The organism is Mycobacterium lentiflavum (assembly GCF_022374895.2).
Taxonomy (GTDB): Bacteria; Actinomycetota; Actinomycetes; order Mycobacteriales; family Mycobacteriaceae; genus Mycobacterium; species Mycobacterium lentiflavum.
The window spans coordinates 4,620,443-4,632,691 of sequence record NZ_CP092423.2; the positions used below are offsets into that span (position 1 = coordinate 4,620,443).

The 12,249-nt window shown below is 66.4% G+C and carries 14 protein-coding genes; 8 read left to right on the top strand and 6 right to left on the bottom strand.

The annotated features are described in order from the left end of the window. Positions 1–88: 88 nt before the first annotated feature. Entirely contained in the window at positions 89–499 is a 411-nt protein-coding gene (gene arr / locus MJO58_RS21440; RefSeq protein ID WP_090605695.1) for an NAD(+)--rifampin ADP-ribosyltransferase, read from the top strand. Between the two features lie 12 nt (positions 500–511). Here the strand turns inward: arr and MJO58_RS21445 are convergent, their stop codons facing one another. The 3 genes from MJO58_RS21445 to ychF form a co-directional block, all read right to left on the bottom strand. Continuing rightward, positions 512–910 (bottom strand): VOC family protein, encoded by a 399-nt coding sequence (locus tag MJO58_RS21445; RefSeq protein ID WP_090605698.1) that lies wholly within the window; start codon positions 908–910, stop codon positions 512–514. A gap of 110 nt (positions 911–1,020) precedes the next feature. Continuing rightward, the gene (locus MJO58_RS21450; protein WP_239720889.1) at positions 1,021–1,401 is read right to left on the bottom strand and encodes a hypothetical protein; all 381 of its coding nucleotides are present in this window, start codon (positions 1,399–1,401) and stop codon (positions 1,021–1,023) included. Between the two features lie 158 nt (positions 1,402–1,559). After that, positions 1,560–2,657: a redox-regulated ATPase YchF gene (ychF, locus tag MJO58_RS21455; protein ID WP_239720890.1), complete on the bottom strand. Its 1,098-nt coding sequence runs from the start codon at positions 2,655–2,657 to the stop codon at positions 1,560–1,562. Between the two features lie 132 nt (positions 2,658–2,789). Between ychF and MJO58_RS21460 the strand changes: the two genes are divergently transcribed. Beyond that, positions 2,790–4,001 (top strand): DUF6542 domain-containing protein, encoded by a 1,212-nt coding sequence (locus MJO58_RS21460; protein WP_239720891.1) that lies wholly within the window; start codon positions 2,790–2,792, stop codon positions 3,999–4,001. A gap of 22 nt (positions 4,002–4,023) precedes the next feature. On the opposite strand, the gene MJO58_RS21465 is transcribed toward MJO58_RS21460, so the two are convergent. Next, positions 4,024–5,022: a 4-hydroxy-3-methylbut-2-enyl diphosphate reductase gene (locus MJO58_RS21465; RefSeq protein ID WP_239720893.1), complete on the bottom strand. Its 999-nt coding sequence runs from the start codon at positions 5,020–5,022 to the stop codon at positions 4,024–4,026. 89 nt (positions 5,023–5,111) lie between these two features. Here MJO58_RS21465 and MJO58_RS21470 point away from each other — a divergent pair, with 89 nt between their 5' ends. From MJO58_RS21470 to MJO58_RS21490, 5 genes are all read left to right on the top strand, one after another. Then, positions 5,112–5,717: a lipid droplet-associated protein gene (locus tag MJO58_RS21470; RefSeq protein WP_239720894.1), complete on the top strand. Its 606-nt coding sequence runs from the start codon at positions 5,112–5,114 to the stop codon at positions 5,715–5,717. After that, positions 5,714–6,982, top strand: coding sequence for an exodeoxyribonuclease VII large subunit (gene xseA / locus MJO58_RS21475; protein WP_090605713.1), 1,269 nt, complete (start codon positions 5,714–5,716; stop codon positions 6,980–6,982). Before MJO58_RS21470 ends, xseA begins: the two co-directional genes overlap by 4 nt. Before the next feature lie 13 nt (positions 6,983–6,995). Then, the gene (locus MJO58_RS21480; RefSeq protein ID WP_090609549.1) at positions 6,996–7,232 is read left to right on the top strand and encodes an exodeoxyribonuclease VII small subunit; all 237 of its coding nucleotides are present in this window, start codon (positions 6,996–6,998) and stop codon (positions 7,230–7,232) included. 61 nt (positions 7,233–7,293) lie between these two features. After that, entirely contained in the window at positions 7,294–8,400 is a 1,107-nt protein-coding gene (locus MJO58_RS21485) for a 3-beta-hydroxysteroid dehydrogenase (protein WP_090609550.1), read from the top strand. Between the two features lie 68 nt (positions 8,401–8,468). Continuing rightward, the gene (locus MJO58_RS21490; protein WP_239720895.1) at positions 8,469–9,620 is read left to right on the top strand and encodes an AI-2E family transporter; all 1,152 of its coding nucleotides are present in this window, start codon (positions 8,469–8,471) and stop codon (positions 9,618–9,620) included. On the opposite strand, the gene MJO58_RS21495 is transcribed toward MJO58_RS21490, so the two are convergent. Both MJO58_RS21495 and MJO58_RS21500 read right to left on the bottom strand, forming a co-directional pair. Next, the gene (locus tag MJO58_RS21495; RefSeq protein ID WP_090605719.1) at positions 9,601–10,398 is read right to left on the bottom strand and encodes a dienelactone hydrolase family protein; all 798 of its coding nucleotides are present in this window, start codon (positions 10,396–10,398) and stop codon (positions 9,601–9,603) included. The genes MJO58_RS21490 and MJO58_RS21495 overlap by 20 nt on opposite strands. 11 nt (positions 10,399–10,409) lie before the next feature. Continuing rightward, complete coding sequence (locus MJO58_RS21500; RefSeq protein WP_090605723.1) at positions 10,410–11,081, bottom strand: DUF4245 domain-containing protein; 672 nt, start codon at positions 11,079–11,081, stop codon at positions 10,410–10,412. 80 nt (positions 11,082–11,161) lie between these two features. Between MJO58_RS21500 and glpX the strand changes: the two genes are divergently transcribed. Beyond that, the gene (glpX, locus tag MJO58_RS21505) at positions 11,162–12,247 is read left to right on the top strand and encodes a class II fructose-bisphosphatase (RefSeq protein WP_239720896.1); all 1,086 of its coding nucleotides are present in this window, start codon (positions 11,162–11,164) and stop codon (positions 12,245–12,247) included. The last annotated feature ends 2 nt before the right edge of the window (positions 12,248–12,249 follow it).

Consider the following 12,249-nt stretch of genomic DNA (forward strand, 5'->3'; position numbering starts at 1 on the left):
ACTGCTAGCGGCAGTCTTACCGCCACCCATCGGCACGGCCAGCGCGCTGACCGTCAGAGCGGAGTCGCCGTCCGCGTAGCCTGTGCCGATGGATGCGACGCTCGACGAAGGTCCGTTCTTCCACGGAACAAAGGCCGAACTGATGGTCGGAGACCTGCTCAGGGCGGGCTTTCGTTCCAACTACCGGCCGGAAATCATCATGAACCATGTCTACTTCACCGCCCTGCGCGACGGTGCCGGGCTGGCGGCCGAGCTCGCGGCCGGCGACGGCATGCCGCGGGTGTATCTCGTCGAACCGACCGGTGCGTTCGAGGACGATCCGAACGTCACCGACAAGAAGTTCCCCGGCAATCCGACCCGCTCCTATCGCACCCGCGAACCGCTGCGGGTCATCGCAGAAGTCGACGACTGGATACGGCTGTCCCCCGAGGCACTTCAGGCGTGGCGCGACCGATTGGCCGCCCTGCGCGCCGACGAGCGCGGCGAGATCATCAACTGAGCCGGTTGAGAGTCACATCCCGAACTTCTTGCGGGCCTGGTCGGTGACGGGAGTAAACAGGTTGACCAGGTTTCCGTCGGGGTCGCGGAACAACAGCGCACGATTGCCCCACGGCATGGTCGTCGGCTCGGTCACGACCTCGCTCAACTGCCCGCGAAGGCGCGCAAACTCGGCGTCCACATCCTCGACGAGGAACTCCACGATCGCGCTGCGGTTGGCTGCCGCCTCAGCAGAGCCGACTCCGAATAGCGGCACGGTCTTGTCGCTTCCGATGGCCAGCGTTGCGACTTCGGCCGGAATCTCGGCGAACAGTTCGTTACCCCAGACCGCGGCGGTTCCGGTGACCATCTCGTAGAAAGCGACGAGCCGATTGACGTCTGCCGTGATGAGGCGCGTCGAAATGAACTTCATGAGGCGTCCTTGGATACTCGGGCAGCGCGGCCTGCCGACCGCGTCTTCGCGCCAGAGGCTAGCCAGCCCCTCCGACACGAGGGTGTCGTGTCCCGGTAGGTGCGGCTATCTCAATCCTTCCGCCTGTCCGCGGCTTCGCGAGCTAGTGCACCGGCACGCCGGTACGCGGCCAAAAACATGACGGCGATGCCCAGCTGGAGAGCCAGGGTCGGCACCATGTGAACCGGTCGAACCAGTCCGCTGGCCATTGCGTAGCCGCCCGCAGCGGCCAGTCCCAGAACGACCGGGCACACCGTGAGCAACAGGATCCCGCGCCGTGCGACCGGTTCCCGGTCGGCCCACACCAATAGCGCGGCCCAGCCAGCCATCAAAGCCGCACTCAGGCCGGCGACGTATCGGTAATCAGCGCCGGGCGCAAAGGGATTCACGCCGAGCATCGCCGCAGCCACACCGGGCACCAACAGCGGTATCACCATTGCGGCATCCACCACCGCCCCAGTCCAATACGCACAGTGCAGAAGAGCGTGGCTTCCCGGAACAGGCCGAACGCGGCTCATGCACGTACCTCCGATTCGGAGTGACGCTATTTCCACTTGAGGTAGTGGTCAAGCCGCTCGACGCAGCCATCTCCTGCTGGTAGCTGCCGCTGTTAGGCCTTGCTCTTGGACGTAGAGGTTGTTCCGAACCGGAATTCCACGACGTCGCCGTCGGCCATCACGTAATCCTTGCCTTCCATCCGAACCTTGCCGGCCGCCTTGGCCGCCGCCATCGACCCGGCCTCGACCAAGTCGTCATAGGACACGATTTCGGCCTTGATGAAACCCTTCTCGAAGTCGGTGTGGATCACCCCGGCCGCTTTGGGCGCGGTATCGCCCTGATGAATCACCCACGCGCGCGCCTCTTTTGGGCCTGCCGTCAGGTAAGTCTGTAGCTTCAGCGTGTGAAAACCGGCCCGCGCCAACGCATCTAGTCCGCGCTCGGTTTGCCCGATGGACTCCAGCAGCTCGGCGGCCGACTCGTCATCGAGCTCCTGGAGTTCGGCCTCGATCTTCGCGTCGAGGAACACCGCGTCGGCGGGTGCGACCATCGCGCGCAGCTCGGCCTTGCGGTTCGCGTCGGTGAGCACCGGCTCGTCGGCATTGAACACGTACAGAAATGGCTTGGTGGTCATCAGGTTCAGCTCGCGCAGCGGTGACACGTCGACACCAGCCGCGAAGAGCGTCTTGCCCGAGTCCAGCACGGCCTCGGCAGCGACGGCCGCCTCGTGTACGGGCTTGCGCTCCTTGTTGTTGCGGGCTTCTTTCTCCAGGCGGGGGACGGCTTTCTCCAATGTCTGCAGGTCGGCGAGGATGAGCTCGGTCTCGATCACCTCGATGTCGGAGCTCGGGTCGACCTTGCCGTCGACGTGCACGACGTCGTCGTCGGCGAACACCCGCACCACCTGGCAGATCGCGTCACACTCGCGGATGTTGGCCAGGAACTTGTTGCCCAGCCCGGCGCCCTCGGAGGCTCCCTTCACGATTCCGGCGATGTCGACGAACGTCACGGGCGCCGGCACGATCTTCTCGGAACCGAACAGCTCGGCCAGCTTGTCCAGGCGCGGGTCGGGCAGCGCGACGACGCCCTCGTTCGGTTCGATCGTCGCGAACGGGTAGTTCGCCGCTACCACGTTGTTGCGGGTCAGCGCATTAAACAGGGTCGACTTGCCCACGTTGGGCAGGCCCACGATTCCCAGGCTCAGGCTCACGGGGAACCAAGTTTAGGGCTCAGCGGCACGCTCGGGTGCCGCGGCTCATTTCGGGCGCGGCACCATGGCACGCCCGGCATCCCTAACAAGCTATTTACGGGCGTTTTCGCTCATTGCCGGTACGGTCTACATGTGTCAGAGCAGCGGGGAACCTCGGCAGTAGCAGCTGCCCATCGCTCGATCCACCCCGGCATTCCGGGAGTGCCGTCGTGGACAGCCTTGCTCATCGCCGTTACCGCGACTGCCATCGGGTATGGCATCGACTCCGGATCCGGTCACAAGGAGCTGACCGGCATCTTCGCGGGCCTCTATGTCGCAGGCTGCGTGGTGGCGGTGCTGGCCGTACGCCAGGAAGGCCTGTTCACCGCGGTCATCCAGCCGCCGTTGATCCTTTTCTGTGCGGTGCCGGGCGCCTACTGGCTGTTCCACGGCGGCAAAATCGGCAGCGTCAAAGATCTGCTGATCAACTGCGGCTATCCGCTCATCGAGCGTTTCCCCTTGATGCTGGGCGCCGCGGGTGGTGTGTTGCTGATCGGCCTGATCAGGTGGTATTTGGGGACGTCGCAGCGTCCGACCGCGGGTGAGGCGGCTGAGGACAGGACGGACACTCCAGCCGCCAACGTCGCGGAGAAATCGCCCTTCCTGCGGGCCGTCAGCGCGAAATTGAACTCGCTGCTGGGCGTCGCTTCGTCGGACGGCGAGACCGACGAAGAAGAACCCATCGATGCGCAGCGCCGCTCCACGAAAGCCTCGGCCAGAACCAGCCGCACGGAGCGCAGCGGCCGGTCCGCGGCAAGTTCCGCGCGAAGCCGGTCCCGGCACGCCCGCCCGTCGCCGCAGGAGGAGTACGACCCGGCGGACGAGCGGCCACGGCGGCGGCGACAGACCCCGCCGCGCGACTACGACCCCGCCGACCCGCCGCGCCGGTCCTCGCGGCGGCGTCCGCGACCGCAGGGCGATCCCGACCCGCGCGGCCAGTCGCAGCGGGAAGGCCGTCGGGACCCGCGCAGCCGCCGCAACCCCTACGAACGCCCGGCGACGCGCGGCAGCCGATACGAGGACTACGACCGCTACGATCCGTCGGAGCCGTTGCGCCGGTACCAGTCCTACGAGCCGTACGAGTCCTATCAGCCCGTGTCGGAGGCCCGGCGTGGGCACGCCGCGGCGAGCGGAACCAACGGCGCCAACCCGTCGCACCACCCGATTTCGCAGGTCCGCTACCGCGGATCGGGCAAATCCGACGAGCGCCGGGGTGAGCCGCGCGGGGATCGCCGCGGCCGGCCTCGGTCAAACGGCCGGCCACCGGAGCGTCCCCCGGCCGAATCCTGGGAGTACGACGCCTAATCCCGTGCCGTGAGCGGGAAGGTCAGAGCATCGACCGGATTTCCCGCGGCAGCGCGAAGACCAGCGTCTCCTGGGCCGTCGTCACCGGCTGCACCACGTCGAAGCCGGCCTCGGCCAGTCGCTCCAGCACACCGCGGACCAGCACCTCGGGCACCGACGCGCCGGAGGTAACCCCGACCGTCGTCACACCCTCCAGCCACGCCGGGTCGATGTCGTCGGCCCAGTCGACCAGGTAAGCGGCCGTCGCGCCGCCGCTCAGCGCCACTTCCACCAGGCGCACCGAGTTCGACGAATTGCGGGACCCGACGACGATCACCAGCTCGCACTCCGGTGCCATCGCCTTGACCGCGACCTGGCGGTTCTGGGTCGCGTAACAAATGTCGTCGCTGGGCGGATCCTGCAGTTTCGGGAAGCGTTGCCGCAACCGCTCGACGATCTCCATGGTTTCGTCGACCGACAGCGTGGTCTGCGAGAGCCACACCACCTTGTTCTCGTCGCGGATCGTCACGTCGTCCACGGAGGCGACCCCGTCGACCAGCTGCACATGGTCGGGCGCCTCCCCGGCGGTCCCGATGACCTCCTCGTGGCCCTCATGCCCGATCAGCAGGATGTCGTAGTCGTTGCGGGCGAAGCGCCGGGCCTCGTTGTGCACTTTGGTGACCAAGGGGCAGGTGGCGTCGATGGTGTGCAGGTTACGTTCGGCGGCCGCGGCGTGCACGGTCGGCGCGACGCCGTGGGCGGAGAACACCACGATGGCGCCCTCGGGGACCTGATCGGTCTCCTGGACGAACACCGCGCCGGCCTTTTCCAGGGTGTCGACAACGTGCCGGTTGTGCACGATCTCGTGGCGCACATACACCGGCGCACCATGCTTCTGCAGCGCGCGCTCGACCGTTTCGACCGCCCGGTCCACACCCGCGCAGTAGCCACGGGGCTCGGCCAGCAGCACTCGCTTACGGGCCGGATCGTTGGCTACCGAGCTGGATGCGCCGGGAATTCCCATGTCGACAGTCGGCGCCATGTGGTCCAGGGTACGTTCCGCCGACACGGGGTCGCCAGCTCGCGGCGCTGGGCTTGGCGTTAGCCGCTGCTTAGGGCAATCTTGGAGCCATGGCTTCTGCACCGTACGGGGTTCGGCTACTGGTCGGCGCGGCGACAGTCGCCGTCGAAGAGACCATCAGACTGCCGAAGACCATCCTGATGTATCCGATGACGTTGGCCAGTGAGGTCGCCCACATCGTGATGCGGTTCCAGCAGAATCTCGCGGAGCTGGTGATCAAGGGCGACTCCACCCTGGAATCCATTTTCCCGCCCAAAGACGAAAAGCCGGAATGGGCAACGTTCGACGAGGACACCGAAGTCGCCCTGGACAACTCGGGCGGGGGTTTCGCCGAATTGCCGGATGGCGCCGGGGGCGATCGGCGCGCCGAGGGGCGCTTCGCGCTGTACTCGGTCGCCGAGGCGCACGAAGACGCCAGCGCCCTGGTCAGGCCCACCGGGTCGAAGAAGTCAACGGCTAACCCGGCAGTTCCGGAGCCGTCGGTAGCAGCCGAACTCGACTATCAGACGCTGACACTGGCCCAGCTGCGGGCCCGAGTGCAGTCGCTGAACGTCGACGACCTCGAAGCCCTGCTGGCCTACGAGCAGGCCACCACGGCCCGAGCACCGTTTCAGACGTTGCTGGCCAACAGGATCACCCGCGCGTCCGCCAAGTGACCCGAGCGGCGAATTCGGAGGCCAACTCGGCGGAGAACCCGTTCCCGGTTCGTGCCGTCGCGATCCGCGTTGCGGGCTGGATCGACAAGCTCGGAACCGTATGGGTCGAAGGGCAATTGGCCCAGATCAACATTCGGGCCGATTCCAAGACCGTGTTCATGGTGCTGCGTGACCCGGCCGCCGACATGTCGCTGAGCGTGACGTGTCCGCGCGACCTGGTGCTGGGCGCGCCGGTGAAGTTGGTCGAGGGCACCCAGGTGGTGGTCTGCGGCAAGCCCTCGTTCTACACCGGACGCGGCACATTCTCGTTGCGGGTGTCCGAGATTCGCGCCGTCGGCGTCGGCGAACTACTGGCCCGCATCGAACGGCTGCGCCGGCTGCTGGACGCCGAGGGCCTCTTCGACCCCCGGCTGAAACGCCCAATCCCCTTCCTGCCGAACATGATTGGGTTGATCACGGGCCGAGCCAGTGCCGCCGAGCGCGACATCACGACGGTAGCCGGCGCCCGCTGGCCCGCGGTGCGTTTCGCGGTGCGCAACACCGCCGTCCAGGGCGCAGGCGCGGTCGCCCAGATCGTCGAGGCGCTCCTCGAACTCGATCGGCACGTCGAAGTCGACGTGATCGTGCTGGCTCGCGGCGGCGGCAGCGTCGAGGACCTGCTGCCGTTCTCCGACGAAACGCTGTGCCGCGCGATCGCGGCCTGCCGCACCCCGGTGATCAGCGCCGTCGGCCATGAGCCCGACAACCCGCTGTGCGACCTGGTCGCCGATCTGCGTGCGGCCACCCCGACCGATGCGGCCAAGAGGGTGGTCCCGGACACCGCCGCGGAGCAGCGCGGAATTCAGGAACTGCGCCGGCGCAGCGCGCAGGCACTGCGCAATTGGGTGTCGCGCGAACAGCGCGCGCTGGCCCAGTTGCGCAGCCGCCCGGTGCTGGCCGAGCCGCTGGCGGCGTTGACGGCTCGCACCGAGGAGATCCACCGCGCGCGCTCGGCGGTACGCCGCGACATCACCCGGTTGGTCGCGGCCGAATCCGATCGCGTTGGCCACCTGGCCGCCCGGCTGGCCACGCTGGGCCCGGCCGCGACCCTGGCCCGTGGGTACGCGGTGGTGCAGGCCGTCCCGGTGGATGGCCTGCACCACCGGGACGGCGTCATGCACGTGCTGCGCTCGGTCGACGACGCGCCGGCCGGCACCCGGCTGCGGGTGCGCGTTTCCGACGGCGCCGTAGCGGCGGTGAGTGAGGGGCTGACCGATGGTCGATGACAAAGACGGCGGCATGGACCAGGCGGAGGCCGAATCGGTGACGCCCATTAGTCAGCTTGGCTATGAATCCTGCCGCGACGAGCTGATCGAAGTCGTACGCCTCCTCGAGCAAGGCGGACTGGATCTCGATGCGTCGCTGGAGCTCTGGGAAAGAGGCGAACAACTCGCGAAACGATGTGAAGAGCACTTAGCTGGCGCCCGCAAGCGAGTGGAGGATGCACTGGCGGCCGGGCAGGGCGACGAGGCTTAGATCGACCCGTCTATGCAAAGCAAATGGAGCGACTTCTACGAAACTGGAACGTGTTTCAGTTATCCTGTCCGGCATGGGTGATCCATCACTGACAACCGAACTCGGCCGCGTCCTGGTCACCGGCGGCTCCGGGTTTGTCGGCGCCAACCTGGTGACCACCTTGCTCGACCGCGGATACTCGGTACGTTCCTTCGACCGCGCGCCTTCGCCGCTCCCCCCGCACTCGCACCTGGAAGTGCTGCAGGGCGACATCACCGACAAGGACAGCTGCGCGCGGGCGGTCGACGGCATCGACACGGTTTTCCACACCGCGGCGATCATCGAGCTGATGGGCGGCGCGTCGGTGACCGACGAATACCGTCAGCGCAGCTTTGCGATCAATGTCGGCGGCACCCAGAACCTGGTGGATGCAGGGCATGCCGCGGGGGTTCAGCGGTTCGTCTACACGTCATCCAACAGCGTCGTGATGGGCGGCCAGCCCATCGTCGGCGGCGACGAAACCCTGCCCTACACCACGCGATTCAACGACCTTTACACCGAGACCAAGGTCGTCGCCGAGCGATTCGTGTTGTCCCAGAACGGCGTTGACGGCATGCTTACGTGCGCGATCCGCCCCAGTGGCATCTGGGGCCGTGGCGACCAGACGATGTTCCGCAAGCTGTTCGAGAGCGTGATCGCCGGCCACGTCAAGGTGCTGATCGGCCGCAAGTCAGCCCGGCTGGATAACTCTTACGTGCACAACCTGATTCACGGCTTCATCCTGGCCGCTCAGCACCTGGTGCCCGGTGGCACCGCGCCCGGTCAGGCCTACTTCATCAACGACGACGACCCGATCAACATGTTCGAGTTCGCGCGGCCGGTGGTGGAAGCGTGCGGGCAGCCCTGGCCGCGAATTCGGGTCAACGGCCCCATCGTCCGGGCGGCAATGACCGGCTGGCAGCGGATGCACTTCCGGTTCGGAATTCCCGCGCCGCTACTGGAGCCTTTGGCCGTCGAGCGGCTGTACCTGGACAACTTCTTCTCGATCGCCAAGGCGTCCCGCGACCTCGGCTACCAGCCGCTGTTCACCACCGAGAAGGCGTTGGACGAGTGCCTGTCCTACTACGTGGACATGTTCGGCCAGATGAAGAGGCAGGCCGAGGCGGCCAAAGCCGGCGCCAAGCGATAGCGCGTACTGCGCCCAAGAACACCGCCTGGGGTTAAGGTTCAGCTCAACGGCGACGCGGAGGGCGGCGGATGAACACCGAATTCACGCTCACTCAAAAGCGTGCGCTGGCGGTACTCACATTGATCGCGCTGCTGTTCGGCGCGTACTTCCTGCGCGACTATTTCGTGCTGATCGTGGTGGCCGCCGTCGGCGCGTATTTGTTCACGCCACTGTTCAATTGGTTCAACAAACGTTTCGGCACCGGCCTGTCGGCGACCTTCACGTTGTTGTCGGCGCTGGCGATGGTCATCGTGCCGGTAGGTCTGTTCATCGTGCTGGCCGTCGTCCAGGTCTCCCGGATGATCGACAGCATTACCGGGTGGGTGAAGACCACCGACCTCAGCGGGCTCGGTGACAAAGTCCTGCACGTCGTCAACGACCTGGCGGCCCGAGTTCCGTTCCTACACATCACGATTAATCCGGAGATGCTGCGAAAGGTGATGGTTACCAGCGCGCAGAATGTCGGTCATTGGCTGCTGCAGACCTTACAGGGCGCCGCGGGAAGCGCCCTCGGAGCCATCACGTACGGCATCATCTTTCTTTACGTGTTTCTCGCATTGCTGGTGCATCGAGAGAGCTTGCGCACGTTGATCGGTCAGCTCAACCCGCTGGGCGAGGAAGTCACGGATCTCTACCTGAAGAAGACCGGTGCGATGGTGCGCGGCACGGTGTTCGGCCAGTTCGTCATCGCGTTGTGCCAAGGCGTTGCGGGTGCGGGGTCGATCTACATCGCCGGATTCCACCACGGATTCTTCATTTTCGCGATTCTGCTGACGGCGTTGTCGATCATCCCGTTGGGCGGCGGCATCGTGACGATCCCGTTCGGCATCGGAATGATCTTCTACGGCAACATCTTCGGCGGCGCGTTCGTGATCTTGTGGCATCTGGTGGTGGTCACCAACATCGACAACTTCTTGCGCCCCGTCCTGGTGCCGCGCGACGCCCGGTTGAATCCGGCGCTGATGCTGCTGTCGGTGTTCGCCGGTATCGCCATGTTCGGGCCCTGGGGCATCGTCATCGGACCGGTGCTGATGATCCTGATCGTGACGACCCTCGACGTCTACCTGGCGGTTTACCAGGGCGTCGAGCTGGTGAACCCGGACGACGACGCACCCGCGCGCCGCAGCTGGCTACCACGCCGGAAGGCCAAAGAGCCAGCGGTTAAGTCAGCCGCTCAGTGAGGAATTCGACGACTCGCTTGCGGGCCTCGTAAGCCGGCTGGCCGGCAATCTCACGGACCTCGTCGGTGAGCACCGAGTGGGCCATCTTGGCGAAACCGTGTTCGTTGCCCGGACGCGAATCGATCTCGATCACCTCGAACGCGTCGCCAAGTCGCTCCTTGAGCGCGGTGAAGCGGTCCCGCGGGGACATCCAGTCCTCGCTGAATCGCAGGCCGATGGCGCACAAACCGTCGTTGGCGGCACGCTCTGCGATCGTGGTCAACTCGGATTCGCTGAGCCCGGGATCGCGGCGACGAGTCGGGCCCAGCGGCAAGGGTACCGACGGCTGACTCAGCACCGGCGCCAGCACACTGTCGTCGACCGCGGCGGCCAGCGCGAAGCCGCCGGTGAAACACTGGCCGATCACCCCGACGCCCTTGCCTCCAGTGGACTCTTTGAGGTCACGGGCCAGGGCACGCAGGAACAACGACACCGGCCGCTGCTTGTTCGTCGCAAAGGCGGCGAATTCCTTTGCCACACATGCCCGTGCGACGACCGCGGCGGTGTAGCCTACCGTCTTGGCCTTGCCGGGCACCCCGAACAGCGATGGAATCGCGACCGTGAAACCGTTGTCCACCAGGTGATTACCCAAACCCAGCACACCGGGATGGGCCCCCGGTATTTCGGGAATCACCACCACCCCGGGGCCCGCGCCCTTGCGGTAGACGTCATGGGTGTAGCCGCCACCGGTAAACGGTGCCGCCACCCATCCGGACAAATCCGCTTCGGGTGCCCTCACGCGTGTCGCTCCTATCGGCTGGTCGGCAGGGGCGACTGCGACTGCGTCGCCGCCGCCAGCGTACGGAACTGATCGGCATTTGCGGCACCCGTGATCGCGATCTGGGTGGTTCCGCCCGGGCTGGTCAACCTGGTGGTCCAGACCGGCTCGGCGTCGGCGCCGCGGTCGCCGGATCCGCGATAGACGATCCAGTTCGTTCCCCCGACGTCGACCGTTCCGGTCGGATACGCCGACGGATGGATCGAGCCGATCAGCTTGTCCTCATCGGCGTTGCTCTGCGTCAGGCTCAGATACATTCCCGTCGGGCCGATGTATCCCACCGTCGAAGTGGCCGCGGCTAAGCGCTGACCATTGGCCATGCGCCCGTTCTCGATGCCGCTGCGGCCGCCGGAGTTGGGCTGCCAGCCCTCGGGCAGCTGCGGCATTCGGATCGGAAAGCCCAGCGTCTGAGCATCCGCGCGCAGGGCCGTCGCCGCGTCGTACGCCGGAATTGCGCCCTTGTTCGGGCCGGTCGGCTGGAACGAACACATCCCGACCATGCCGGCCAGCAGGATGCATCCGATCACCAGCGGTGCCAGCGACCAGAACATGTCGCGGCCGTCCTGAAGCAACCGGGGTTTGGCGGGCCTGGCCGCCGGTACCGGCTCACCGGCCTGGTCGGCGCTGGGCTGTTCTTCGGTCACCCCACGAGTATCCCAGCCCGCCGCGGGCAGCCACAGCCCAGATCTAGCGGACCGATCAGCTTCTGGGACAATCAGCAACCATGACAGCATCGGGCGGATCCGATTCGTCTTCGACCGCGACTTCGGGCTCCGACCCGCAGGTACGGACACGCCGCGAGGCCCCAGACCGCAACCTGGCGCTGGAACTGGTCCGGGTCACCGAGGCCGGCGCGATGGCCGCCGGCCGCTGGGTCGGCCGTGGTGACAAGGAGGGCGGCGACGGTGCGGCCGTCGACGCGATCCGTGAACTGGTCAACTCGGTGTCCATGCGCGGGGTCGTCGTCATCGGAGAGGGCGAAAAAGACGAGGCGCCGATGCTCTACAACGGCGAGGAGGTCGGCAACGGCGACGGCCCGGACTGCGACTTCGCCGTGGACCCGGTGGACGGCACCACGCTGATGAGCAAGGGCATGCCCAACGCGATCTCAGTGCTGGCGGTGGCCGATCGCGGCGCGATGTTCGACCCGTCGGCGGTGTTCTACATGAACAAGATCGCCGTCGGGCCCGAAGCCGCCCACGTGCTGGACATCACCGCGCCGATCACCGACAACATCCGCGCGGTCGCCAAGGTCAAGGACCTCTCGGTGCGAGACATGACGGTGTGCATTCTGGATCGGCCGCGGCACAGCCGGCTCATCGAAGACGTCCGTTCCACCGGTGCCCGAATCCGGCTGATCACCGACGGCGATGTCGCCGGTGCGATCTCGGCCTGTCGGCCCCAGTCGGGCACCGACATGCTCGCCGGCATCGGTGGCACCCCGGAAGGGATCATCGCCGCCGCGGCGATCCGCTGCATGGGCGGGGCCATCCAGGCGCAACTGGCACCCCGCGACGACGCCGAACGCCGCAAGGCGCTCGACGCCGGCTACGACTTGGACCAGATCCTGACCACCGAGGATCTGGTGTCCGGCGAGAACGTCTTCTTCTGCGCCACCGGGGTCACCGACGGCGATCTGCTCAAGGGCGTCAGGTACTACCCCGGCGGCTGCACCACCCAATCGATCGTGATGCGGTCCAAATCGGGAACCGTCCGCATGATCGAGGCCTACCACCGGCTTTCGAAGCTCAACGAATACTCCGCGATCGACTTCACCGGCGACAGCACCGCTGCCTACCCCCTGCCGTAACC